25 protein-coding genes and 1 pseudogene are annotated in these 25,250 nt (G+C 59.7%); 11 read left to right on the top strand and 15 right to left on the bottom strand.

Features of this window, described 5'->3' with window-relative positions:
* Window positions 1-639: 639 nt before the first annotated feature.
* The 8 genes from E3O25_RS03710 to istA all read right to left on the bottom strand — a co-directional run bounded on the left by E3O25_RS03710 (window position 640) and on the right by istA (window position 8,243).
* Entirely contained in the window at window positions 640-1,473 is an 834-nt protein-coding gene (locus E3O25_RS03710; RefSeq protein WP_134360485.1) for an LLM class flavin-dependent oxidoreductase, read from the bottom strand.
* The gene (locus E3O25_RS03705; RefSeq protein WP_166805957.1) at window positions 1,470-2,291 is read right to left on the bottom strand and encodes an alpha/beta fold hydrolase; all 822 of its coding nucleotides are present in this window, start codon (window positions 2,289-2,291) and stop codon (window positions 1,470-1,472) included. The genes E3O25_RS03710 and E3O25_RS03705 overlap by 4 nt, the downstream gene beginning before the upstream one ends.
* Before the next feature lie 235 nt (window positions 2,292-2,526).
* Window positions 2,527-2,790 carry an ATP-binding protein gene (locus E3O25_RS03700; protein ID WP_304988806.1) on the bottom strand — a complete coding sequence of 88 codons (264 nt, stop codon included), beginning with the start codon at window positions 2,788-2,790 and terminating at the stop codon, window positions 2,527-2,529.
* Between the two features lie 74 nt (window positions 2,791-2,864).
* Window positions 2,865-3,860, bottom strand: coding sequence for a tyrosine-type recombinase/integrase (locus E3O25_RS03695; protein WP_092113048.1), 996 nt, complete (start codon window positions 3,858-3,860; stop codon window positions 2,865-2,867).
* A complete protein-coding gene (locus E3O25_RS03690; RefSeq protein WP_134360483.1) occupies window positions 3,857-4,804 on the bottom strand; it encodes a site-specific integrase in 948 nt (315 codons plus the stop codon). The genes E3O25_RS03695 and E3O25_RS03690 overlap by 4 nt, the downstream gene beginning before the upstream one ends.
* Window positions 4,797-5,987, bottom strand: a complete 1,191-nt coding sequence (locus E3O25_RS03685; RefSeq protein WP_166805956.1) for a tyrosine-type recombinase/integrase — start codon at window positions 5,985-5,987, stop codon at window positions 4,797-4,799. The genes E3O25_RS03690 and E3O25_RS03685 overlap by 8 nt, the downstream gene beginning before the upstream one ends.
* Before the next feature lie 67 nt (window positions 5,988-6,054).
* Window positions 6,055-6,675 (bottom strand): ATP-binding protein, encoded by a 621-nt coding sequence (locus E3O25_RS03680; protein ID WP_198410945.1) that lies wholly within the window; start codon window positions 6,673-6,675, stop codon window positions 6,055-6,057.
* Complete coding sequence (gene istA / locus E3O25_RS03675; RefSeq protein ID WP_134360481.1) at window positions 6,672-8,243, bottom strand: IS21 family transposase; 1,572 nt, start codon at window positions 8,241-8,243, stop codon at window positions 6,672-6,674. Before istA ends, E3O25_RS03680 begins: the two co-directional genes overlap by 4 nt.
* A gap of 2 nt (window positions 8,244-8,245) precedes the next feature.
* On the opposite strand from istA, the pseudogene E3O25_RS17850 reads away from it, so the two are divergent.
* Both E3O25_RS17850 and E3O25_RS03670 read left to right on the top strand, forming a co-directional pair.
* Window positions 8,246-8,584 (top strand): annotated as a pseudogene (locus tag E3O25_RS17850) (LysR family transcriptional regulator); the annotation flags it as partial.
* A gap of 39 nt (window positions 8,585-8,623) precedes the next feature.
* Entirely contained in the window at window positions 8,624-9,280 is a 657-nt protein-coding gene (locus tag E3O25_RS03670) for a LysR family transcriptional regulator substrate-binding protein (RefSeq protein WP_241988481.1), read from the top strand.
* Window positions 9,281-9,989: 709 nt separating this feature from the next.
* Here E3O25_RS03670 and E3O25_RS03665 read toward each other — a convergent pair.
* Both E3O25_RS03665 and E3O25_RS17845 read right to left on the bottom strand, forming a co-directional pair.
* A complete protein-coding gene (locus E3O25_RS03665; RefSeq protein WP_241988480.1) occupies window positions 9,990-10,469 on the bottom strand; it encodes a tetratricopeptide repeat protein in 480 nt (159 codons plus the stop codon).
* 129 nt (window positions 10,470-10,598) lie between these two features.
* Window positions 10,599-11,021, bottom strand: coding sequence for a MerR family transcriptional regulator (locus E3O25_RS17845; RefSeq protein WP_370448716.1), 423 nt, complete (start codon window positions 11,019-11,021; stop codon window positions 10,599-10,601).
* A 41-nt stretch (window positions 11,022-11,062) separates the two neighbouring features.
* Between E3O25_RS17845 and E3O25_RS03655 the strand changes: the two genes are divergently transcribed.
* From E3O25_RS03655 to E3O25_RS03640, 4 genes are all read left to right on the top strand, one after another.
* Entirely contained in the window at window positions 11,063-11,866 is an 804-nt protein-coding gene (locus E3O25_RS03655) for an aminotransferase class IV (protein WP_134360479.1), read from the top strand.
* Between the two features lie 473 nt (window positions 11,867-12,339).
* Window positions 12,340-12,981 carry a hypothetical protein gene (locus tag E3O25_RS03650; protein ID WP_134360478.1) on the top strand — a complete coding sequence of 214 codons (642 nt, stop codon included), beginning with the start codon at window positions 12,340-12,342 and terminating at the stop codon, window positions 12,979-12,981.
* Window positions 12,978-13,640: an RNA polymerase sigma factor gene (locus tag E3O25_RS03645; RefSeq protein ID WP_134360477.1), complete on the top strand. Its 663-nt coding sequence runs from the start codon at window positions 12,978-12,980 to the stop codon at window positions 13,638-13,640. The genes E3O25_RS03650 and E3O25_RS03645 overlap by 4 nt, the downstream gene beginning before the upstream one ends.
* A 128-nt stretch (window positions 13,641-13,768) precedes the next feature.
* Entirely contained in the window at window positions 13,769-14,197 is a 429-nt protein-coding gene (locus tag E3O25_RS03640; RefSeq protein WP_105034835.1) for a GNAT family N-acetyltransferase, read from the top strand.
* A 559-nt stretch (window positions 14,198-14,756) separates the two neighbouring features.
* Here the strand turns inward: E3O25_RS03640 and E3O25_RS03635 are convergent.
* On the bottom strand, window positions 14,757-15,332 hold the full coding sequence (locus E3O25_RS03635) for an RNA polymerase sigma factor (RefSeq protein ID WP_166787830.1): 576 nt from the start codon (window positions 15,330-15,332) through the stop codon (window positions 14,757-14,759).
* A 714-nt stretch (window positions 15,333-16,046) separates the two neighbouring features.
* Complete coding sequence (locus E3O25_RS03630; RefSeq protein ID WP_166805954.1) at window positions 16,047-18,413, bottom strand: AAA family ATPase; 2,367 nt, start codon at window positions 18,411-18,413, stop codon at window positions 16,047-16,049.
* Between the two features lie 250 nt (window positions 18,414-18,663).
* Here E3O25_RS03630 and E3O25_RS03625 point away from each other — a divergent pair, with 250 nt between their 5' ends.
* The gene (locus tag E3O25_RS03625) at window positions 18,664-19,248 is read left to right on the top strand and encodes a recombinase family protein (protein ID WP_134360475.1); all 585 of its coding nucleotides are present in this window, start codon (window positions 18,664-18,666) and stop codon (window positions 19,246-19,248) included.
* Between the two features lie 167 nt (window positions 19,249-19,415).
* On the opposite strand, the gene E3O25_RS03620 is transcribed toward E3O25_RS03625, so the two are convergent.
* A complete protein-coding gene (locus E3O25_RS03620) occupies window positions 19,416-20,006 on the bottom strand; it encodes an NADPH-dependent FMN reductase (RefSeq protein WP_092112779.1) in 591 nt (196 codons plus the stop codon).
* Between the two features lie 180 nt (window positions 20,007-20,186).
* Window positions 20,187-21,401, bottom strand: coding sequence for an MFS transporter (locus E3O25_RS03615; protein ID WP_134360474.1), 1,215 nt, complete (start codon window positions 21,399-21,401; stop codon window positions 20,187-20,189).
* A 50-nt stretch (window positions 21,402-21,451) separates the two neighbouring features.
* On the opposite strand from E3O25_RS03615, the gene E3O25_RS03610 reads away from it, so the two are divergent.
* Complete coding sequence (locus E3O25_RS03610; protein ID WP_134360473.1) at window positions 21,452-21,841, top strand: MerR family transcriptional regulator; 390 nt, start codon at window positions 21,452-21,454, stop codon at window positions 21,839-21,841.
* A gap of 229 nt (window positions 21,842-22,070) precedes the next feature.
* Here the strand turns inward: E3O25_RS03610 and E3O25_RS03605 are convergent, their stop codons facing one another.
* Window positions 22,071-22,577: a GNAT family N-acetyltransferase gene (locus E3O25_RS03605; protein ID WP_092112785.1), complete on the bottom strand. Its 507-nt coding sequence runs from the start codon at window positions 22,575-22,577 to the stop codon at window positions 22,071-22,073.
* Between the two features lie 84 nt (window positions 22,578-22,661).
* Between E3O25_RS03605 and E3O25_RS03600 the strand changes: the two genes are divergently transcribed.
* The 3 genes from E3O25_RS03600 (at window position 22,662) to E3O25_RS03590 (ending at window position 25,109) form a co-directional block, all read left to right on the top strand.
* Window positions 22,662-23,108, top strand: coding sequence for a GNAT family N-acetyltransferase (locus E3O25_RS03600; RefSeq protein WP_092112787.1), 447 nt, complete (start codon window positions 22,662-22,664; stop codon window positions 23,106-23,108).
* 259 nt (window positions 23,109-23,367) lie between these two features.
* Window positions 23,368-23,895 carry a helix-turn-helix domain-containing protein gene (locus E3O25_RS03595; RefSeq protein WP_104087681.1) on the top strand — a complete coding sequence of 176 codons (528 nt, stop codon included), beginning with the start codon at window positions 23,368-23,370 and terminating at the stop codon, window positions 23,893-23,895.
* Complete coding sequence (locus tag E3O25_RS03590) at window positions 23,892-25,109, top strand: MFS transporter (protein WP_134360472.1); 1,218 nt, start codon at window positions 23,892-23,894, stop codon at window positions 25,107-25,109. Before E3O25_RS03595 ends, E3O25_RS03590 begins: the two co-directional genes overlap by 4 nt.
* The last annotated feature ends 141 nt before the right edge of the window (window positions 25,110-25,250 follow it).

Below are 25,250 nucleotides of genomic sequence, written 5' to 3'. Positions count from 1 at the left end.
CATGATGGTCCAACTCACGGCGCCGTGATTGGGGCGTTCGGACCCAGGCGACGACAGTCAGTGCGGCAAGCGCCAACCATGCGGTCAGGCTTCCGATAGCTAGCCCGGTGACGAACGAGCCGGGTGAAATGATCAGCTTCGTTCCGCCCGCAGCTAAATACCGACATTGCAGTCCTAGTGGTGGGAGCACGAAGACGGCCTCGTATCAGGCGCCCCATATGTGCTGCGGCTGACCGGCGATTCGCCAGAATGCTCCTCAACGGCGGCATGCGCGATGGCCGGCATGGAGCTATTACGAGAACATCGGCACCCAGAATCGAGTTATGGCCAACAACAATCCTTCTAGATCAACGGACTGGTATCAATGCTCGACATCCACCGAGCAGGGGAGAGGCCAGAACGAGACGCGATGTGTTATGAGACACACTCGCATGATTCAGGCGAGCCGAACGAGTTTCCCAATGAAACGCGACATCCGCGCGGCTGGAGGTCGCCGTTTGACGACACGGTTCGTGTACCCCGTGAAAGTTGCGTGACGCACCCTTGAGCACGCGCCTACCATCATGAACACACAGGCGGGATCCGGGTTGCAAAAAGAAGAATGAGTCACCCCGTCAATGGAGGCTGCTAGTCCTCACCTTATATCAGCTGGCTCGATGGTGGCCCTTTCGGTTCGGGGAACCCTTTGGTGCGGGGTCCTTCGTCGATGAGTGTCGAGATCGCGGGGAGACCGATCTCCGGCTGGATCTCGCGAAGGATCCACGTCGCGCCGGCATCCCGGTAGTCGTTGGCGTCGTCCTGTATCCGGACAGTGGCGGCGAAGTCGAATGATGGTGAGTTATTTTGCGCGAGGATGATGTCGGCGAAGTCGCTTGCATTGCGCACGTTCACCGGGAAGAAGCCGTCGTGGAGGGCTGCGCGCCGTCGAGGGGCGGCCGCAGTTGCAGTTCCCGCGATCCAGATCGGGATCGCGGGGTGCTGGTAGGGGGTAGGGAGGAAACGGACGTCGTCGATGGTGTGGTGCTCCCCAGCGTGGTGAACGGCGTTGCCGGTCCAGGCGGCGGGCAGTATCGAGCGGATTTCGTCAGCGATAGCTGCATGCCGACGTGAATCCGGGCTCTCGCCGAATCTGCTGTACTCGCCGCCAAAACGGTCATTGCCGAGCCCGGCGCCGAGGATCAGTCTTCCTTTACTCAGAAGGTCGAGGCTGACCGTTTGGCGTGCGAGGGAGGCTGGTCGGTATCTGGGAAGCGGTATAACCATCGGTCCGAGGCGGATTGAGCTCGTCGAGCGGGCGACCGCGGCGAGGGTTACCCAGGCGTCACCTATTCTTCGATCGGCTTCTCCCCATCGGATGTGGTCCCAGACGAAGAATCCGTCCCACTTCGCGGCTTCTGCTCGGGCGGCGAGATCGGCGACGACGCCGGGGTCGGCGAGGTCGTCAAATAGCGGCAACCAGACTGCCTCTTTCATCGGTGGTCGGTCGCCTGGAGGTGACTGATTAGCGGGGTGGTGAAATCTGCTTGATCGGCGGTGAGCAATGTGTGCCCGGCGCCTGGCAGCATCACGAATGCGGCGCCGGGTATAGCGCGAGCGACGGCCTCACCGTGCGCCAATGGAAAGATTGAATCGATTTCGCCGTGCACCACGAGTGTCGGGATCGAGATGGCGCCGACGTCGCCACGTCTTGGGCGTGTGAACTCCATCGCAGGATGGTTGGAAATTGTTGCGGCGATATCGTCAGCTCGATCTACGTCTCGGGCAATGAACCGACGGATTCGATCCTCGTCGAATCGGGGTGATAGGCCATCGCAGGCGCGAGTGTCCTCAAGGAGGTAATCGATGACGGCCAACCGCGATTCGAGGTCATCAGGAAGATCGGGGGACCCACCGGTTCCGGAAGGAAGGTCCGGCGCTCCGGTCGTTGCACCCATCAAGGTGACAGAGCGCAACCGGTCGGAGTGGTCGACAGCCAAGATGGTTGCGATCATCGATCCCATCGAGTGGCCGACCACGTGAGTGGATCGTATGCCGAGCGAATCGCAGATACCCAATGCATCGGTCGCTAAATCGTGGGTCGAGTAGCCAGGGCGCCCGCGCGGAAAATTCGTCGAACGGCCGGTGTCCCGCTGGTCGTAGCGGATCACGAAGAACCCCGAGGATGCGATCGCCTCGCAGACCTCGCCCGGCCACCACAGCATGGAGGCTGACATCCCGGCGATCAGAAGCACGGATGGGTCACTTCGATCCCCGTACGTCTCAACGCAGAGCTTGACGTCGTTGGAGATCATGATGGAATCACTGAAGGCTGCCATGAGGCAACATTACGAACTTGCAGCATTTCGCGAAAGCAATAATTAGCGAAGATAATGATCGTGAAAAACGATTACGAGAAGGTAGCCCATGCTCACTGAGTATTTGAGTGTTTAGGGGCCACCGAATATTGCCTGCGGGGGCCGCAGGTATTGCCTTCGAGCGCCGGGCCGTCGCGTGGCCGGGGGCCAACGGCACCCGACCACGCAAGCCTTATGCCTTGACCTGGCCGGCGGTGTGTTCTCTCATGTTGTGGCCGCCGGTCTCGACCCAGATGGTGTTGTGCACGATGCGGTCCATGATCGCGTCGGCGTGAACCCCGGAGCCGAGGCGCTGGTGCCAATCCCTTTTTGCGTATTGGGTGCAAAACACCGTCGATGCTTGGTCGTAGCGTCGCTCGAGGAGTTCCAGCAGCATGCTGCGGGTGCTCTCGTCGGGCTCGTCCAGGAGCCATTCATCTAATGTGCAGCAAAAGATTATGCGAAGTTCACATGGCGTGGCCCGTCACCCGTGCACAAGCAGCGAGTTTAACTTCGCATTATCCTTGGTAGCTAGAGTAAATCGCGAAGCCAGGCAATGAGGTCTGCCCGTTGTTCCTTCCCGTACGGGCTGTGGGGAACGATGTTCTGTTCGGCTGATTCGATGGCCCGGCGTTTGGCTTCGGTGCTCGCCCGGGCATAGATCTCCGTGGTGGTGACGCTCTCGTGCCCGAGGAAATCGCGGATGTAGATCAGGTTCACCCCAGCCTCGAGGAGGTGCATGGCTTTCGAGTGCCGCATGATGTGGGGATGCGCCTTCGATGGAACGTCCTCTGGATTGGCGCTATGCGCGACGGTGACGCTCTTTTGCAGCACATACGCGACACCGGCCCTGCCGAGTGGGTTTCCGCTACGGTTCACGAACAGCGGATCCGTCGGTGCTGCGTGAGGACGTACCGAGGTGATGTATCGCGACAACATTTCGCCGACTTGCGAGGAGAGCGGAATGACGCGAGCCTTCCTCCCTTTCCCGAGGACCTTGGCAGTGTGCGGGCGAGATAGTGTCAGGTCCCCGACCGCCATGCCGCACACCTCGCTGACCCTGGCGCCCGAGTCGTAGAGCAAGGACACGATCGTCACATCCCGTAAGTCATCGGACGCGGCTCCGACCACGAGCTGCACGGCGCGAACGCTAAGAAACTCGACCTCCTCGGTTGTTGGCGTCTTCACGGAGGGTATCTGGAGGATACGGCGACAGATCTCGATGTGCTCGGGGGCCTCAGCCTGCACGAACTTTGCGAATGATCTGATGGCGGCGATGCGTGCGTTTGAGGTCGAAGCGGCGCAGTGCCGTTCCTCGCGGAGCCAATCGCTGAATCGGCCGATATGGTCGGGGTCGAGGTTAGCCATGGTGACCTTGTCGGGTGGCACTCCCTCTCCACTGTCCATCCATTTGAGTAGCAGCACGAAAGCATCACGGTATGAGGCGATGGTGTGGGCGCTGAACCCTCGTCGCTTCGGCAGGTAGTCGATGAGGAAGGACTGCAGCAGCGACGGAAACTCTCTCATGATGCACCGCCAAACACACGTTGTGAAACCTGCTGTTGCGCGTCAATGATCCGTAGCAACGTGTCCTGGGTGAACCTGAGGTAATACTCCGTGCTGGTGATGTCGGCATGGCCCATGTAGGTGGCCAGGAGCGGTAGTGCGACATAGATATCTGTCCCGTTGTCGACCATTTTTTCGAGCGCGTGAACCGCATAGGAATGCCTCAGATCATGGGGGCGGATTGGTTTGCCCTGGCGTGTGAGAACGCCGGCACGACCGAAGATGCCGCTGAGCGCGGCGCCCGCGTTGTTGCTGCGGGGAACATTGCCGCGTGCCGTTGGCATCAGCGGTAGAGTGCCACCCTCGGCGGTGAGGCCGCAGCGTTCCAGATAGCCCGAGGCATATTCCCACAGCGATGCCGACATGGGGAGCAGCCTGGTCCGGTCACCTTTGGCGTGTCTGATCAGGATCGTGCCCGCGCTGATGTCTAGGTCAGACACGGCAAGCGCGCAGGCTTCACCGCTGCGTATGCCGCAACACCACAGTAGCCGCAGCAGCAATCTTCGCTGCTCGGATGCGGTGCGGTCGGCAATGGCCAGGATGTGGGCCATCTCGGACGCGGCCACGATCCTTGGCACGAAATCGGTGGTGTCGCGTACGAGTCCTTCGGGCGGAATCGCCGGTGTGTAGCCCGTACTCGCAAGCCACAGACAGAATTGACGCAGAATGGCGATGCGTTTGCACTGGGTCGATACGGCTTCGCCTGGTTTTCTGCTGGTGAGTTTTTCGACAGCGACACGGGAAACAACGTCGGGATCGACCGGGTAGTCGGCGATGAATCGTGCGATTTCTCGCAGCACGTATTGGTAGCCGGTGGAGATCGAGTAGCCCAGCGAGCGTTTGTAGCGCACATACCCGGTGAACAATTCGCCGTGAGCGCCAGCGAACACGAGGATGTCAACCACGGGGCACCTCCAACGACAGAAAACGAAGCCTTTCGACGTCGATGGCCATGTACTTGCGCGTGGTGTTGGCGTTCGAATGCCCCAATATTCCCGAAATCACCGGGTAGGGAGTGCCGCCGGAAAGCATATTTGTTGCTGCTGAGTGGCGCAGCGAATGCATCCCGTGATGCTTGCCAGAGGTGTTCACGGATGCCCGCACGTAAGCATTAGTTGCGACGTAGTGGAACGGGTTCACAGCATTCTCGAAGCTGTCATGGGGTGCACGATGGTGCAAAAATACGTGGTCGTTTGGATTCTTGGGTCGCTCGTTGCGTAGATAGTCGGCCAGGGCAAGCATCACCTCATCAGGCAACGGAAGCCTGACGGGGTTACCGGTCTTGACTTGCGTGAACCTGACCTCGCGAGTACGCCAGTCCAGATCGCCCAGACGCAACGCCCGAATATCGCCGGCGCGCATCCCGAGAACAGAGGCGAGAAGCAGCATCGCCCGATCACGTCGCAGGCACTCCGCTCCCGTTGCAGCGACCATCGCGGCAACCTCGCTGACGGCGTAAGCCGACGGCAGTGAAGCATACTTATGACCTGGAATGATCGGCATCGCCGCCGCAACAGCAGAGCTGCATAACCCCTCGCCGGCTGCCCATGTCGTGAACGCGCGGATGGCGTAAAGGATCCCGGCCCGTGTTTGCGGGGTCATCAAGGAACACGCTTCAATATGGGCAGTGACATCCTCCATGGAGAGATCACCCAAATCATTGATCCTCACACCCGTCAGGAACTTTCTGATGAGGCATGTCTGACCACGACGTGTGTGGCGAGCAAGGCCACGCTGCTGAAGATGGGACACATACGCGTCCAAGACGTGCAGAAATCGATCAGGTACATCCTCAGGCAAAGCCCTCGACAAAGACGGAAGACACCCGTCTTTCTCCACGGAAAGCAGGGTCCGCACGTGCCTGAGCATGCTGCGTTTGCCAGGGGACGGAACATTCTCATTCAACCCCATGTCAACGATGAGTTGCTGTTCCTGGTCCGTGTCGAACCACTCGATGCCGCGTTCGGAACACCATCGCTTGGCCTTGTTCCACGTACCTTTGTAATGCTGGATCGTACCGGAGGTGTACCCCAGTTCAGCAAGCATTCGGCCTGCCTGGGAAACAATCTCGTCAATGTTCTTATTCATACCCATCCCTCCAAATGTCAAGGTTTTGACATCATGCCAAGGCAAACTGCGGAGGAAGAGGGGTGGGTTATGCGAAGTTAAACTCGCTGCTTGTGCACGGGTGACGGGCCACGCCATGTGAACTTCGCATAATCTTTTGCTGCACATTAGACGATTTATGCGAAGCTTCGCATAAGTCGTCGATCACCAGGAGCGTGAACGCGGCGTACTTGTTCAAGAACTTCGTGGTCCCGGCGGGTTTATCGCGGGCCAGCTGCCAGGCCTCTTCAAGCTCCGGCATCCGAATGTAATGCGCCCGCACCCGGTGCAGGCAGGCTGCTTTCGCCAGGGCGCACCCCAGATACGACTTCCCCGACCCGGTGAAGCCCTGAAACACGACGTTCTGCTGCCGGTCGATGAACGAGCACGTGCCAAGTCCCGCGATCATTGACCGGTCAAGTCCACGTTCCTCGACGAGGTCCAGACGGCGCAGGTCAGCATTCGGATAGCGCAGGTTCGCCCGGCGGATCAGCCCCTCGACCTTCGTTTGGGTGAAGACGGAATGGGCGTCATCGACGGCCAGCTTGATCTTCTCCTCAAACGCCAAACCCAGCGTCAGGGTATCGTCCTGGGCGTCGAAGGCATCCAACAATGTGGTGACACCCATCTCGCGGAGTTTGCGTTTGGTCTCGATATCGATCCGACTCATCGTGCACCGCCTCCGGCGTAGTAATCGGCGCCGCGAACATAGCCGCCAGTTTCGGGTTCGGTGGGTTCGAACTGCGGCATCCTGCGGGTGCTCTTCTTGTCTTGCCCGGTCTCCAGGATCGGCTGCAGGTGCGCATATCGGGGCGAGCGGACGCGACCGTCGAGCGCGATCTGACATGTTTTCTCCACCCTCTCGCTGGAGTATCGGCGGCTCAGCCGCAGCACGGCGAGGGCCGCGTCAAAGCCTTGTTCCTCCACGGGAACAGAGTCGAAGATCCTGTTGACGACGGTCACCATGTGCGGGCCGACCCGGTCAGCCCAGGCCCGAATTCTGACGGTGTCCCATTCCCGATACTTCTCACCCTGAGGCTGGTCGGCATCGTTCGTGCGGTATTCGTTCACAACATGCTCACCGAACAAGAGGTGGCTGGTGAGACGCTCATGATTGCGATAAACCTCCAGCACCTGGCTGGTGATGCGCAGGTCGACGCCCTGGCCGATCTGTGCAAAGGGGACGGAGTAGAAGTTCTTCTCCCAGACCACATGCCCGTTCTTTTGCACCCGACGCCCCATAATCCACCTGCTGATCTCATACGAAGCCGACGGCAACGGCCGCAACAGCGCTTTCTCCTCGGTTTCAAACACACTGAGGCGGGAGCCGGCGCGTTTCTGGAACGGTTCCCGGTTATAAGCATCCATGCGTTCCCGGATCGCGCCCCGCAGATCGGGGAGCGTTCCGAAGCTCCGGTGACGCAATCCGGCGATCACCCACGTCGCAACATGGGCGACCGTATTTTCCACGGATGCCTTGTCTTTTGGTGCCCGAGGTCTGCCCGGCAGCACTGCAGCCGAGTAGTGCGCCGCCATCTGGCGGTAGGCATCGTTCAACACGATCTCACCCTCGCGAGGATGCTTGATCACCCCGGTCTTCAAATTGTCGGGCACGATCCGGGGAACCGTCCCACCGAACCACTCGAACATCGCGACGTTGGCCAACAACCAAGTATCTTGCCGCATATCCAACGCCGGCTCGACGAACGCATACCGGGAAAACGGCAGACACGCGACGAACAAATACACCCGCGACGTCTCTCCGGAGATCGGGTCGGTGAGATGCATCGTCGGTCCTGACCAGTCGACCTCGACCGTCCGCCCGGCCTTATGACCCACCCGGGACGCCGCCCCCGTGATCAGCGCATGCGTCGCATACGCCTTGCAGAATCGGTCGTAACCCATCGCCGGCTGCTCTTTCACCGCGCACCCGTCGACGTACTCGCTATGGAGCAGTTTCAGCGTCACCCCGACCTTGGCGAGCTCCTTATGCACCGCGTCCCAATCCGGCTGCACGAACACACTTTCGTGCTCGCCGCGCCCCGGGAACAGCAACGAATACACCTCCGCATCGCTGCGGTTCACGTGAGCGTCACGGTCGATGCCAGCTTTGTCGGCGGCGTCGAACACCGCCAGCACACTCTTGCGCGACATGCCCTGCGACAAGGCGATCGCGCGCCCCGTCATGCCCTCAGCGCGGAGTTCCAGCACCCGCTTGGCTTGAATCCTTCGTACCATTATTGATTACTCCTTCTGTCGCGTGCCTCTACACACGACAGAAGGAGCTAAACAGATGGCCCCGAACGGAAATATCCGGTGGCCCCGAAACGCGCTACTCGCCACATCACCCCTTGGCCCCGAACGTCAATAACACTGGCCCCCACGAGCGCAAATACTCACTCACTACGTCAGGACTCCGAGCCCTCTTAGCGATCGTTGATCTGGGCACGTTCGGCGGCGCGGCGGCTGCCCTGGGCTATGCCCAGTCGACGATTAGTCAACAGGTCCGCATCCTCGAGCGCGACGCGGGGGGACCTATTTTCGACCGCAGCAGCGGACCCTCGAGATCGCAACTAACCTCCCTCGGACGATTGATGGAACACCACGCTCGACTTGTCGTGCACGAACTCGACGCGGCAGAGCGGGCCGCGATGGATCACCGCGACGGCCGCGGACGCCTGACAATCGGGACGTTCCAAGCGGTGACGACCAAGCTCCTGCCGGCACTTATTCGCGCTCTCGCAGAAAAGAACCCGCATGCAGCCATCACCATGGTCGAAACAGAAACGCCTCTCCCTGACCTAGACACCAACGACCTGTGTTTCTTCGATTCACCACCGCAACCGCCAGACCATGGGGAACTCATTGTTGCGGACGAGCACCTGCTGCTTGCCCCTCGAGGAGTGGTTCCCCCTGGCGCCGTCGAGCTGAACAACCTCAGAGACCGACCTATGGTTGCTCTGCCCGCCATATGCGACCAGGGCCGAGTAGAACTGGCTTTGACAGACGCCGGCGTCACCCTCGACATTGTGTTCAGGACCACCGACAACCACGCGATCACCGCGATGGTTGAGGCAGGGGCCGGATGCGCGATCCTCCCAGCCCTGTCGATCTCGCCATCCGCCGCGATCAGCATCCATCGAATTCACCCGCCGCTGCCGTACCGAGAGATCTGGGTTCAATGGCGCGGATCCCTATCCCCCCTCGCTCAGCATGCGCTCAAACTCGCGGTGCTCGCCCGCCCCAACCTCGCCGCCGCCGCAATTGAATTTTGAGCAATATAGGGTGTCCACGCTCTCGCAGAAGTTGAACGTAACGGCCGTTCTCGACGATCGTTGTTGGACTGAGTTCGCTCTACCGCGGATAGCTAAAGACCTGCCCAAAAGCACTGATCATCGATCAACTCGGAATCGACGGGGGTTTCTAACAGTCCCAATCGGCAGAGACTTATGGAACCGTTTTTTGCGCCGCAGCTCAGGTTTCGGCCTTCCGCCGCGGAACATGCGCAGGTGCCCGCAAGCCGAACGGTCAACGGGACGGTGCCGCAGCGGAGCCTCTTTGCGACTCGTGGGATCACAAAAGAGTATCGATGGGGGTGCTCGGGCTTGAGTAATGATTGGCTGTAGGCATGATTCACCGCCGGAGATCCGTTGTCGCCACGATGTGGCTAGGCACACTCGCCTGCTTGGGCATCTCCGTCTTCTTAGCGCCGATTGTCAGCGGAGGCTGGTGTGCAGACGCACCCGCTGGCGGCACGTCGATCTGCGGCTCGTATCAAAGGTCACTCGTTGGGATCGACACGAACCTATGGATATGGCTCGGCGCGATTGCGATAGTTGCGGTGATCACGCTGGTGACGGCACGCAGGGTAAATCGCTCGCGTCCGGGTGGGTCCTCTGCAAGTTAGAACGGCACAAAACAATCGCCGTAAGCCGAACCCTCACCGGGACGATTGAATCTTTTGCCCACCGGGAGCGCAGGTGGCTACTTGGAATCGACAATCGCGTCGGCGTAGTGGTCTATCGCACCGCTATAGAGGGGCAGGGTCTTTCCCAAAGCCTTGAGGGCGACTCGTAAAGCCTCGCCGGGCCGCCCAGCGTCGAAGAGCGCTAAAGCCAGAAAAGCTTCGTGGGCGTCGCCGATAGTTGCGTCCGGTTCCATGCCTTCCAGAATCCTGACCGCTTCGGTGGTCTCACCGACGTTGCGCAGTGAGCCGGCCAGCTGAATTTGAGCTTGCAAGTTGCGGACAGGATCGAGACCAAGTTCCAGAGCACGGCGGTAGAGCGGAATCGCTTCCGCTTCCCGTCCAAGAAAGTCATGCACCGACGCCCACTCGAAGATGGCGGCCGGATCATCGTCACGTCGCTCTAGGATTAGAGCCTGCATAGAGCCGAACGTGGACTCAGGGTCGGCGCCACTGGCGTCACTCCAGAATATTCTGATTCGTTCTTCCCAATCAGTCACGGGCCTATTTTGGCAGACTGTAGGACTGCTTGAGCACTGCCCGTCGCCAACCCCTTGCGGGACGGTGGAGGCAGCATTCCCTCGCTGGGCTCTACTGCGTCGCCGGGGTTTCCCAGCGATGTGACGACATCATCGGGACAGATCTGGCAGGAGCTCGCAACGGGGTTTACCTTCGGCTCGGCCAAGGTGACGGGCATCCGGACCCGAGTTGATGAGGGCTTCGAGGCCTTCTCGAGTGCCCATGAGGTCTGCGATACGCGCGTCATATGCCTTGAGATGCTCCACTAGAACAGGCATCGCACAAGGCTCTAGGCGGCCTGGCTCGGAGACGCAGTCGATGAGCTCTAGAATCGTGCGGGTTGGCAGCCCAACGTCCAAGAGGGATCGGATCGCACGCACTCTGTCCACCACCGCCGGGTCGAAAAGCCGCTGGCCCGAAGTGGACCGGTCGGCGGCCAAGAGACCTCTACTTTGGTAGTTACCGGAGAAGCCGCGGCCCGACTCCGGTGAGCGCCGACAACTCGCCGATGCGTAGCATTTCGTGTTGAGCAGGCTTTGCCTCTGACACTAATGTCACCTCATACCCTTCAGTCATGACGCGTTCACTGACACTCCTCAACGGTACAGTCGCCACAGCTGACGACTTAGCTCCACTGGCCTTTGCGGGCTTTGCTCACTTCACGGCGATGCAGATCCGCCATCGATCCATACGCGGTCTGGATCTGCATCTCAAGCGGCTCCGTGATGCCAGCGACGCGATGTTTGGCAGGCACCTTCCGGATGCCCAAATTGTGGATTATCTCCGTGTGGCACTCAGCGCAGCACCGGAAGACGCATCGTTGGCGTTTTTCATCACGTCGTCCCCGGGAGAATTCGTGGCTCCTCGCTCGAAAGTGCATCTGGATGTACTGACGAGAATCACCGACGCTGCCACGGTTCCCCTGGGGCCGTTGGCCTTGGACGTTGTTGCCCACGAGCGCGACTTGCCTCAGGTCAAGCACGTCGGTGAAGTAGCCAAGACGCTGCTTCTTCGTCAGGCCGTCACACGCGGATTTGACGATGCTGCCTTTGAAGATTCTGCAGGACGACTGAGCGAAGCGACTATTTGGAACTTGGCCCTTTGGGATGGAAGCTCAGTGATTTGGCCCGAAGCCAACATCCTTATTGGCGTAACAATGGAAATTCTCCAGCGCCAACTCAACGCACTCGGCGTAGAACAGAAAACCCAACCCATTCGTCGAAACGAATCACTTGGCCATCTGGCGGGCGTCGTGATGAATTCGTGGACTCCCGGCATCGCCATTGCCCGAATTGGCGATCATCGTCTGATCGAGGACGCCGACTTCACAGCACTTCTTCACTCTGCATACAAGCACGAGCATCTCGCAAGCGTCTGAGTAGTAACCGTTTTCGTAACCAGGGTCACTTTCAGACGTGCTCGCGGGCTTAAACCACCAACGACTCCTGGGTCGTGCCCGTAGTGGAACCCCGAACGGGCACTCTGAGCAGGGAAACAACACCACTCAGTGGGACATGACCTGCCTTTCCGAACACGATCCCAGAACAAGTTCTCGCGGACCTTCATGACCAATCTCGACGCCACTGACAACACCTCACTCAAACGGTGTGTTGCTACGACCCCTTGAGACTGCCGAACCTGTTGCGGGACACGTTAGCGCGGAGTGGACGATGGAAGTTCGATGAACTCCTCGGACATCGTTCTGGACGTTAACCTGGCGCGCAATCCTTCCGGCATGATCGAAGGACCAGGTGGCGGGCCCTGGGGTGGGAAGAGTTTCTGAGGCTTGCGCAGACGTTGGGCGTCGTTCCGGACATGTCTCTGATGTAACCAACTTTTGAGGAGAACATCATGGGCCCAACATCTGACGATCTGGACGGTCTGCTCGACCGATCCGCTCCGCGCACCACGGTGATAACCGACAGTGTCGCTGATGAGCTGACCCAGCTTCGGGTTGCAACAAATGTCGAGACTGCGCGCGTGACCGCACGACGGCCGTGGAGGCGGCCGGTGTTCGCGGGGCTGGCGTCCGTACTGCTTCTGGGTGGCGCAGCAACGGCAACGGCCGCGGTGACCAACAGCTGGGTTCCCTGGGCACAAACCCCGGTCGCCTCGATGGCCTACACCCTGCCCAGCGGGGTGGAGTGCGAGGAGCGGATCGGGAACGTGCGCGGGCAGGACCCCGCCGCCGTCGAGGCCGTCGAGAACTTCTACCGCACAACAGACATTGAATCCTTGCTGACCAAGGAGAAGATCGCGAGCACGATCGAGTGGATTCGGCAGGACTCGAACATCGCCGTCAACGCCGACGGCTCGACCGAACCAGCCGGCTACGGAACCGTGCACTACAACGCGGATGCGGAGTACCAGCGGGCGGTGACGATGATTGTCACCGCTGCGGCCAGCGCCGAGCTCTCGAACCAGGGCATCGACGGCGCCGACAGCAACCTCAGCTCGGACGGGCAGTCCTTCTGCCCCGGAGCCAGCTGGTGAGGGCACGCAATAGCAACTCCTCTGAGCGTCTCACTGAAGCGCTCGCTGCTGCGTCGCCGGACCTGCTGCGCTACTTCCAACGTCGACTCCCGATCGACGATGCTGCCGACGGACTTGCGGAACTGATGCTCGCGGCCTGGCGACGAGTCGACTCAACACCACCCGGTGCCGAGCAGTGCCGGATGTGGTTGTTCGGAATCGCCCGCCATGTCGTAACTAACGCCGCACGGAGTGAACGACGACGGTGGAGCCTCACCGAACGATTCCGGGAGGTCCTCCGAACCTCCCCCACCGAAGGGCGACCCGCGGACGACGGGGCCGACGTGCGAGATGCGATCGGCCGACTGACTCCGGCGCAGGCCGAACTCGTCCGCCTCATCCACTGGGACGGATTTGCCATCACCGAAGCTGCCCAGATCCTGAGCATCAGCCCATCAACCGCCCGCACCCGCTACCAACGAGCCCGAGCCGATCTGAAGACCGCGCTGAGCGACTTGACACCAGAGGTCACGGGCCACCTACCCATGACTGTCGTGGCAACATCGGCGGGCGACCCCAGCTGGACAACAGCGCCATCGATTCCACACAGGACAATCCGTCCAGCGGATGTCATCCTGCCGCCATCGCAACGGATCGACATCTCGGCCTACCCCGTCTAAACGTCGGCCCCTCGAGGAAACTTCTGCGGGACGCTTTCAGCGCGCTCGCTCTAATCGCGATTGATTTGTCGGTGGATCCAGAGTGACAGGACTCGGCACGGTCTGTGTCAACACGATTAGATGGCTTGATGAATGCAAATTATCGGTTCTCATCCGACACTGCCGAGATCGACCGTGTCCAGGTGCACCGCTGGATCAGCGAGCAGTCCTACTGGGCACCCGAGCGATCACGCTCACGGCAAGACGCAGCGATCGACGGATCACGCAACTTCGGCATCTACGACAGCGTGTCTAACAGACAGGTCGCCTACGCGCGCGTCATCACCGACGGCGTCACGTTTGCCTGGCTCTGCGATGTCTTCGTCGACCCCATGGTGCGAGGCCACGGAATTGGCAAAGCCCTCATCGCGGGCATTCTCGCGGAATGCGACCCCCTGGGACTGAGGCGCATCGCCCTCTCAACCAACGATGCACACGGCCTGTATTCCAATCTCGGGTTCTCCACTTTGATCGCCCCGGAGACGTGGATGGAGCGCATCGTCAACCCCGGCCTTTAGCCGAGACACGACTATCGGCTGGTACCGTAGCGGGAACCCTAAACGGAACGGTCGGGCAATGCCTTGCTCGGCGATGCTCGTGCTCCCCGCGTTTCGTCTCGCTCATCCGATTTGGCTAGGGCAGGCCGATTACCTCGCTCAGCGCTACGCCTGCCGTGCTGGCGACCTGGTCTCGGCAGAGTTCAACGTTGTCCATAAAGGACACCTGTTCGTAGCCAGAGACTGAGAAATGAACAGTATCTGCGGGGCCATCCGCCCAAGGCGTACTAGCCGGGGCTACCCATACAGTCCACGATCCATTTTGGAGGCATTCGCTTACGGCCATCACGTACTCGGAGCCAGCGCCAATCTCGCCTCGCGCCTGCGGAGGAAGAAGGGTTGATGCGGCAGCGACGCCCGCGAGTCCGAGAACGACGACGCCGCTAGCCAGCGCTAGATGCTTCGTGCGCTTGGCGCGCCTGATTCGAGTCGAGACACTGCTGTGCACGCGATCGGCGGCAGCAGACAGGTCAGTTTCCGTCCAAGTGTGAATGGGCATGATATTCCTACTTCCTACTTCCTAGTTCTCAGTCTGAAGACCTGGTGCGGTCGAGCGGTGTGCGACGAGGCGCTCGCGGATCCGTTGAATGCGTTTGCGGGCGGCGGGAGGAGATAGCCCCAGATCTGAAGATGCATCATCGAATGTCCTACCCTGCACGAAGCACAGCTCGACCAGCTTCTGATCGATCTCACTCAGGCCGGCGATGAGGCCGCGTACTTCAGCCAGTTCGTCCGCGGCATCTCTTTGTGCTTGGCCTTGCGTCCATGCCTGGAGCAGAGGAACTGCGTCAAGGGATTCCGCTGCGTCCCGAGCGTGACGACGGTTCGCCGCGAGAGCGATATTCCGAGTGGTTACGAGCAGCCACGGAAGCATCGAACGTTCCGGTGAGAATCCGGCGCGACGCCTCCACGCAGTCAGAAGAACCTCCTGTGCGACGTCCTCCACATCAGAGCGGACCCGTGTTACCGCGGACGCGTATCTCAGTACAGAGCGAATATGGAGCCTCGTGAGATCTTCGAACGCGGCAACGTCACCGCCCTGCACCTTCGCCAGCAGTTCCTGCTCCGCGTATGCGTAGCCTGCTCTTCGGTTCATACACCCAACCCCGTTCATTTCGCCGTTACTAGGGAAGTGCGTTCTCAGGTGCTGTTTGTGACATTTCTCGGCACATAAGTTTTATTCGGGTGCCAGAAACGGTGTCAACCCTCGTTCGTTTCAATGCCTTCGTGGAGTGGGCGAGATGGGCAGCACATGGCCACGGATGCAACGGCACCTAGGCGGCAGAACGGGAGTGTCCACTTCTCGAAACCGCTACGGGCTGGATCTGAATTTGAGCAGGGTTCCACTTACAGGACAGCTAGCTATCTGACCGCAAGGTTTGGTTTGGGTGGCCATCTCAAAGAGAACCGTGCCTAGGACTCCGCTACTGACGTTTGAAATGTAGAGAGCGATGCCGCTAACTGCTTTTCTCATAGGAGCCTCTTTCTCTGCTGCCCTGACGTGCTTCACGGATTTCAGGCTCTTGCGTCCTGTCATGGTGTGTGTGAAGAGTGAGATACAACCGATAGTGATGGCGCCGGTAGCGATGACCCAAACAAGAGTCGAACTTCCAACCGCAAACCCAAGCCAAGCCCAACGGGCAGTCTAAGGTTGATTCACCTTACCGAAGAGCGGCAAGGAGACAAGAGATTTCTCCACGCACGGATGTGACTCTCGCTGAAAAGTAGCGATGTTCTTTCGCCGCAGAATGCCAGCGCGCCGCCCGCATGAGGAACCTTCTACGAGACTGGGCACCCGGAAGCGGATCCGTCAGCGGACGCCGAAGCTGCTCAACACCAACGTGGGGTCTCCAAGTACAATCCTCAATGCGCGCTGAGCGAAAGCCCTGACCTCATCCGCGTCGGGTTCGGGCAGTTCGATGTCCGACTCTGTGTCGTGGTGGTAGCGCATGCCAAACTCGTTTATTTCTGTGAGTTCCGAAACTAAGGGCTGGGCGTAAGACAGAACATCACCCTGCATTGCCGCTTTGATAAGAAGAATGGCTGAGCCCAAGGTCTTGTTCATCTTAGGGATGTGCCCCGGGAATCGTCGGTGAAGGTACGACTCGACCAGCGGACGAATGGCCTCGCCCGCGGTAGTGTGACTGACCAAAGCGCCGTCTGCTGCTTCAACGTTGAGGAATGCCCGTATTTGGCGGTAGTTGCGGAAATACTTACTCTCGCATTCTCGATCAAGGTCGTGCTTGCTTAGAGACGCGTCCCCGTTGCTGTCGCGATACAGCTGCAGCTCGGTAGATGGCCGCGGGTCACCATGGCTATCGAGTATTTTCCGTCCAAACTTCTCGCGTACTTCACGTAAATAAGTCGCGTCATGCGCCAAAACAATCACCTGAGCGCCTCGCAAGGAAAAATCGTTGAGGGTGTTGGTTGTGTAGGTTCGGCGGTGGCGATCCAAGCTTGTGACGGGGTCGTCAACGACGATTACCTGACCACGAAGATCCTCCTCTGTCGACACAGTCGCACAGAAGAATGCAAACGCCAGGGTTCTCTTGTCTCCCTCGCTGAGCGCTATGCGAAACGGTGGCTTTCCACCTGAAATGTCAATCGATGATCCCCGCAACTTCAAGCCATAGTTTCCTCGACTCGGTCCGCCCGCATATGTGGAAGTGACTTTTTCAATGCGGAATTGGGTCTGCATCTTCTCAAGGTGACCATTGATGACCCCCTCGAAGATTGCGAGGGTCGCGTTCATAGCGTCTTTGCTAGCTTTCCTCGCCGCGGTCGCTTCTGCATTTTTCTTAGCGACCTCCCTTTTCGCGATCTTCCATTTAGCGAAAAGGCGCTGCACATCAGCACTTACACGTAGTTTCGATAGGCGGGCGGCAACAAGAATTATTTCGAGTTCCGCAACGCTCGACACCGACAGCGAGTCCATATATGTCTCGATGTCGCTACGAGCTTGCCGAATGCCCGCGTTTACTTCCTCAACCAGAACCGGCAGCGCAAACACATACGTTTCAAGAAGGGACCGGTTGTCTCCTGCTTCGACGGACTTTTCGAAACGCTCCATCTTCTGGTCGAGAAGCTCGTCAAGGAGCGTTCCGAAAGACGACAACGCTTCCGAGATTGGTTCTAACACGGGCAAGTTGAGGACATCAATGTGGGATTCCCATGCGGCCGTGACCGTCGAAGCGCGCTCATATTCGATGGTCAGTTGGGCCTGAAGACGCTCTCGTGCCGCGCCCCCAAGACGGTTCCGCAACTGATCGAGTCGGTCGCGAAGATCACCGTATGCGGAGTCAAAGAACTTGGCGTACATATCGACAAGATCAATACCCACCGTGCTCTGCCCGCAGAAAGGACATTCAGCATCCGGAGCAAGTCCAACACCCGCGCTCAACCACGCGTCGACACTGGTCTGCGAGGACTCAGCGCCCAGATGGCTGACATGGTCAGCCACGCGAAGTCGGGCCTGGCTGTGCAGAGCAGACAACGACTCCACTAGCGCTTCAAACAAGTCGGAGAGGTCTAGCGCGATGCTTTGCAACTCGACCGGCCGCGGAAGAGCATAGAGTCTCGATACATTCTTGCCATTAACGAGTGCGGTTTCAGCCTCATTTACGAGTGAGTCCACCGCATCCGGGACTTGCAGCTGTTGAAACGTTAAGAATGAGCAGGACCGATCCACGGCATGGGCCATCGCAAGCACTGCGGCTTCGACACCCTCCATCTCAGCCTTCGCCGTAGCAACCAGCCCCTGAGCATCTTCTAGTTTCTCCTGCTGGTCAACTGCCGTAGTTCCGATGGCTATGGCGAGTAGACCTTGTCGGTGTGAGGGGCTCACTTCGCCACCAGTGTGGACATTCTGGTCCACAAACTGGGTGTCGAATACACGAGTTCGTAAGGGGCCGCCCGCCCACAGCCCGTTGTTGAGGACTCGCTTAGATGCGCCAATGCGCAGCAACCTGACGTGAGCGGGATCGGTCGTGCCCAGTGACTGACGCTCACTAAGAGAATCAGTATCTCCAGACCCAGCGGCCGCGAGTACAGCGGCGAGGGTAGACTTACCGCTCCCATTTCCCGCGTAAATTAGAGACAGTCTGGTTAGAGGATGCTTTGAGCCATCGAGCCCATTCAACACTCCGATGCGATCAATTTTCTCGATGATCTGAATCATGGCTTCCCCTGTTTCGTGAGGTGCGTCCCGCCCCAGAACCATGATGGCGCAGAACGCGATGCATCCCGAACTGGCGAAGTGGCAGGTGCGTATGTGTGTTTGAGCGTTGACCGATAGACGGACGGTGACCGGGACACCCGGCGCGCACGGACCGCCGAAGACGTTCCGCATGATCTCGGGGGCGCCCGATTCCCGTATACCCCGCCCGAGAAAATGCCCGGTGAAGGGCGGATAAACGGTACACTCCAGCATGACCGGAATGCTTATCGGCTACGCGCGCGTATCCACCAACGACCAAGACCTCACCGCCCAAAAGAACGCCCTCACCGCCCTCGGAGTCTCACTCCAAAAGACGTTCACCGATCAAGGCCTCACCGGAACAAATCGGGCCCGGCCAGGCCTTCGCGAAGCGTTAGCCGCATGCCGAGCCGGCGACACCCTCGTCGTGACCAAGCTCGACCGGCTGGCACGATCCCTGCGCGACGCAAAAGACATCGTCGACGACCTCACCCTTCGTGAAGTGAAGCTCAGCATCGGCGGCTCCGTTCACGACCCCACCGACCCAGTTGGCAGACTCCTCTTCAATGTGCTCGCGATGGTCGCTGAATTCGAGGCCGACCTGATCCGAGCACGCACCCGCGAAGGGATGCAAGTCGCCAAAGCGGCCGGCCGGCTCCGCGGCAAGCAGCCCAAACTGTCCCCGGCGCAGGAGAAGCACCTGGTCGAGGTCCACCAACGGGGCGAACACACCACCGTGCAGATCGCAGAACTCTTCAGCGTCGCCAGGTCCACGGTCTACCGGGCAATCCAACGAGCCGGGGACACCGCCGCCTGAACGTGCGTCGTGCAAAGGAGTAGGGGTAAACGGGCGTTTTATGCAGAGGAGTACGGAAAAGCCAGTTTTCTCACTCACCTGCACAACCCCGAAAGCACGATGGCCGTTGTGCAGACGACTTCGAAAAATGACAGATCGCCCTCGACACTCTTCTATTCAGCCGAGCGTCAGGCTTCGACGAACGACAGCGAGTCTGTCGAGGTGTCACGGAGCTGGCGCAAGGCGCTGCTCCAGCTCAGTAGTTGATCAAGCATTTGATTCGCGGTAGCTACGTGGTGGTCGCCGGGATTGAGAAGTTCCATGTCCACAAAGTCGGTGAAAAGGGACAGTGCGACCTGCGCGCGGACGTCCGCGAGCATAAGTTCCGCAGAAATGGTTCGCAGGTGTTCCACTGCTCGGCTTCCGCCGAGTAGCCCATATCCAACGAATCCGATGGCCTTGTTGTGCCACTCGCTAAAGAGGTAATCGAGGGCATCCTTTAGTACCCCGGGAATCGAGTGGTTGTATTCCGGAGTGACGATGATGAAACCGTCGCAGGATGCGACCGACTCGGACCACGCACGGGTGTGACCGTGCCCATACGGGTGACCCATGGCGGCGGGAATCTCTTCGTTTAGATGGGGGAGGTCGTAGTCCAGCAGGTCCAGCAGGATGAAGTCGTGTTCCTGACGGCTGTCGGCAATTGCTTTGACCCATTCGGCGACCAAAATGGATCGACGTCCCGGGCGAGTGCTTCCTACGATGATTCCGATTTTCATTGAGTCCGTTTTCTGTGATGTTGAGGTGGAAGGTCAGGGAATGAGGTTTGCCAGTGTGCTTGCTATGCACGCCTCTCAGCGGCGCTCCGGATTCCCAATGAAGGATGGGCACGCCGGTAATCTTCTTACGACGGGCAAAGTCGTCCGACTCGTGCACGAACCGTGTGCTCTCGTCCCGAGTCAGGGTGACGCCGAGTCGGATTGCGCGATTTTCGCAACGGATAAAGCGAGGACGGTGATAGCTGCCACGAGCGAGAGCACACCCGCCGCGAGGAAGGCCGGTGCTGTGTCGCCTCCTTGAATGACGGGTTCCGCGATCACGGGTGAAACAAATTGCCCCAGGAACATTGCCGAGATCAGCGCGCCGATAGCGCGCGCCCGGGTCGCAGACGAGGTGTTGTCCGATATCCACGAATTGAGATTTGGCATCACGAGTCCCACTCCGAGGGCCGAGATCGATAGGCCAACCAGAACCTGCGCGATGGCACCGGAGGTGCCGACGATCGTCATCCCCGCCGACATCAGAGTCAGGCTGAGCAACGCGACGTTGCTGAATCCCAGGCGGGACACCCAGCGGTAGCTCAGGCTGGAAAGGGCCTGGACCAAGACCATCCACCCGATCACGAGGCCAGTGATCGAGGAATCGCCGCCCATCTCGCCGAGGAGGAAAGGCAATTGAGTAGGCACCACATAGAAAACAATCTGGATCACAAATGCCAGCACCACGATTCCTGAAATGAGGGCCGTGGCATTGCTTTTCAGCACGGGTTTCAACTCGGCTGCGACTTTCGGCACCGGGGGCGGGTCGGTGACTTTCCACGCGACAAGGATGGCGACCGGCAGCGACAAGAAGTAGATGGCGAAAGGCGCATTCCAGCTGACGACCGCCAGCGCCCCACCCAACGACAAGAACACCGCACCGCCGAGCCCACTCGCAGCGGCCTGAAAACCAAACATTTTGGACCGTCGCTCGCCCGTGAACCATTCGGAGATCAGCGCCGTTGACGACGTCATAACACCAGCCACTGCGATACCGAGGATCACCCGGGAAACCATCAGTGCTGACAGATCATCAATCCACAATCCGGCCGAGCCCGCAATTGCGTAAACGACAACAGAAACCTTGAGCACGCTGGACCGCTCGATCCGATCGCTGAGCCATCCAAGTACCGAGGCGGAGAGGGCGATCGACAGCGCAGTGATGGTGACAACGAGTTTCACTAGGAAGCCGGAACTATCAACCTCGGAGAAGTAGTCGGCCATCTTCGGCAGCGCTGGGGAAATCGTTGCTCCCGCCATGACAGTGAGCATGCTCGCCGCAATTAGTGCCACCGAACCCTTGGTACGGAGTCTTTGCGGCACGGGGACGGTGTCAATCTGGTTGCGTTCGGGCATGTAGAAATGCTAAAACTTGAACAAAGGTTGAAGTCAAGTGGAGAGGTACATTGAATCAATTGCTGACGAAATCCATGACAGTTTCGGACCTGGCCAGCGCCAGCCGGGTGAATGCATCGGCCGTGCGGTTTTACGACAAACATGGTCTGATCGCTGGCGAGCGAACGTCCGGGAATCAACGTCGCTTCAGCGAAGAAGATGCCTGCCGGATCAAGGTGATTCGAGTGGCTCAACGAGTGGGATTGTCCGTTAGCGAAATTTCGGAACTTCTCATCGATCTCCCTTCCAAGCCCTCCTCGGCGGAGTGGGCCGTCGTAGGGGCCAAGCTCCGAGCCGCCGCGCAGGAACGGATTGATCAGCTCAACCATGCGCTGGACGACCTGACCGGGCCGGTGCAACTGTGCGACGTCAGCAACTCAGTGGACTCGCCCGAAGCGTAGCCTGGTGTCCGCATCAGCGGGCTTGTGGGCCTAGGGCGCAACCGCTACGCGCTGCCGAAAATCCGGAGCTCGGCAGGCACGGTTCGGAACTTCCTATCCGGATGAAATACGGCTCACGTTACCTCTCATGCTCTGACGTCCCTCGGGCTTCGGCACCAGTTGTGGCGCCCGTAGAGGGTTGGTCTACCGACACCGTGAACAGGGTTCCCCGCCAGGGGACTAAATAGAGCTATCGAGCGCAGTTCTGCTCGCGTGTAATCCTCCAATAACTCACGTCTTCGGTATCGAATGGCAGTTCAATCATCCCCAACTTTGCTGCGACGCGTTTGGAGACCTCGTTCTCCGGCTCGATCGTCGCCGAGATGGAGCCCAGTGACGAGATGCGAAACACGTGGTCGAGCATGCCGATCCCGACTTCCGTTGCATAACCGTTGCCCCAAGCCTTCTGATGAAAGACATACGTGAGTTCATCGAAGTCTCGATCAGGCGCTCGAATCACGCCACAGTAGCCTACGAACTCGCCAGATCGCGCGTCGAAGACGGCCGAGGTGCCGTAACCGCGATCGACGTACTTTCGCTCGCAGATTTCGATCCACTGCGATACTTCGGGGCGGCTGAGGACGGTCCCGTCCCCGACAAATCGCATCACGTTCGGGTCGGCGCAGAGGGCTGAGAAGTCGTTGAGGTCGTCGCGGCGAAACTGACGCACCGATAAGTGTTCGGTCTGGAAGAGCATCGGACCAGCCTATCCACGCCCGCAGGTCGTTCCGCTGTGGCACCCGGCTGCGGCGGTCTGGCTCGGCACAGGTAGCCTCTCCCTATGGAAGATGAGTTGACCATTTCGATCGCCACCCACGCCGACAACGCTGTCGCGGAAGAGATTCGCCGATTGCTTCCGCAGCTGTCACAGACAGCTATGTTCGACAGGGAAATTCTCAATCGGATGGTGGAGAACGAGTCAGTCGATCTCTTCCTTGCGCGGCTCTCTGGTCGGGTTGTAGGAATGGCCACCCTCGTGACGTTTCCCATACCGACCGGGGTCCGGGGTCACATCGATGACGTTGTGGTGGACGAACTCACCCGTGGCCGAGGAATCGCTCGTGAATTATTGACCGCGATGATTGCCAGAGCGCAGGCGTTGGGAGTGCGGAGCCTGGACCTGACGTCGCGCCCATCCAGAGAATCCGCGATCCGGCTTTACGAGGCCTCCGGATTCGTGCGCCGTGATTCCGTTTTGTTTCGATACCAGCCCGTCGATTCTCGATGAGAGATTCCCTTCCGGGTGCACGGAAACAAAGCCCTGAGACGGCACATTCGCGGAACCGTCCCGCGCAGGGTTCCTCTCCGGGCACGGCGCTCGGTGCCGGCGGACAGGCCGTTTCGATCCAAACGTGAGTCCGATCATCGTCAGGTTTTAGGGCACTTCAGCTCGGACGGTGCCGTGAGCTGCGTCGGCATGTGCTCCGGACAGGTGACCGCAAAAGAACAATTTGGAGGTTGGGTGTGGTTTGGCATATCGTTTGGGCATGCCGGATCTTGATGGCCTCCGGGCCGTAGCTCACCCGTTACGCCTGCGTTTGCTTTCGCTTCTGACTGCCGAGGCTCTCAGCGCTACGGAGGCGGCGCGTATCTTGGGCGAGAGCCAAGCGAACGTGAGTTACCACCTGCGTCGTTTGGCTCAGGCGGGACTCGTGCAGCTTGTCGAGGAAACGAATATTCGTGGCGGGACCGCCAAGCGCTACCGACACGATCCCGCGAGCGGCGAAGCGCTCGGTTCGGGCCGCGTCGACGAGCACCAGGCTCTGATGAGTTCCCTCGCCGCAGAACTGATCGCCCGCAGCGCGCGTTACCTGTCAGAATCCGAATTCGTATTCACCGAGGCGGAGGTCACCGTCTCCCGCGAGGCATGGGAGCGTATCCGCGACATGTCACGCGAGATCGGGAAACTCATCCACGATGAGGCGGTGCCCTCCGCCACACCAGAAGGCATCCGGATGAGTGCCACCCTCGCATTGTTCGAAGTCGTGAACCACGACACCGCCCCGCGAACATGAGTAGCGGCTACCTCGAGGTACTGCGCACGACCGGCGCACTCAGGGTCTTTGTCCCCGCGCTCGTCGGGCGACTCTCGTTCGCCATAGTGACCTTAGTGCTGCTCTTCGCGGTGCAGCGAAGCACTGATTCTTTCGCTGCCGCCGGCGCGGCTACTGGAGCTTTCGGGCTCGCGAACGTGATCGCTTCCCCGTACCGCGCACGATTCGTCGACCGGCGCGGACAGCGGTTTGCACTCAACTCGCTAGCCATCGCCTTCGCTGCCGGTCTCGGCGGCATTGCTGCGCTGACAGCCCAGCCCGACCCTTCGTCAGGGGCGCTCATTGGGCTGGCGGCCATTGTCGGGTTATTCCCGCCACCGCTCGGCGCCTCGATGCGTGTGCTCTGGGGTTCACTGACAGCGCCGGGAGCGCTGCGGACGAAGGCATACAGCATCGATGCGGTCTGTGAGGAATTACTGTTCACGACGGGGCCATTGATCGCAGCGGCCACTCTCAGTGCGGCATCGCCGACGGTCGGACTGGTCGCTACTGCCACGGTGGCGCTTGCCGGAACCCTCGGCATGACAAGCAGCTCGCTATCGCGACAGCACGTTGCCGTCACCGCTTCCCCCCGGAAGAGTTCACGGCCGTTACGACAGAGCGGGTTCGTCGCAGTGTTGATCGCGCTACTCGGCGTGGGAGTCATACTCGGGACCGTGGAAGTGGTCGCACCCGCAATCGCCGACAGTCAGGGATCGGTCGGCCTGGCTGGCATCCTTCTCGCCTCTTTTGCAGCCCGAAGCGCAGTCGGAGGCCTGCTCTACGGACAGCGAACTTGGAGGAGCTCGCTCGTAAAGCGACTACTCATCTCGGTCACAGTCATGACCGCGCTGTGCGCACTTCTCACGACAATTGAGTTTGTCGTGGTCCTCGGCTTCGGACTCGCTGCGGTGGGCTTTTTCCTGGCCCCGTCGCTCGTGACCGGCTACCTACTCGCGGACGACCTCACCGCTGCAGAGGTGCGCACCGAGGCATCGAGCTGGATCAACACGGCAGTCAACGCTGGCGCCGCCTTTGCCGCCGTAATGGTGGGGTTCGCCGTGGACGCCATGGAGCCCCGTCTTGGATTCATCATCGGCGCAGCAGTGGCCCTCATCCTCCTGATAGCCGCAACCGTGCTGATACTCAGAAATATCAAAGCCGCGCCCGTCGTAAATCAATTGCAATCGGCGTAGATGAAACGAGACGCCCAGCACCGCGATGGTAAGTGCCCGCAGGACGTTCCCGATTCGGGACATACCTCCGGAACAGGCAGCGTCTGTCACCCAGCATGCCAATCGTTGGGGTCGTGACATTTTACGCGTGAAACCGGCCCG

This window comes from Cryobacterium sp. TMT1-3, from assembly GCF_004402315.1.
GTDB lineage: Bacteria > Actinomycetota > Actinomycetes > Actinomycetales > Microbacteriaceae > Cryobacterium > Cryobacterium luteum.
Note: the sequence above shows the minus strand (reverse complement) of the source record. Positions and strands in the feature narration are given on the sequence as shown.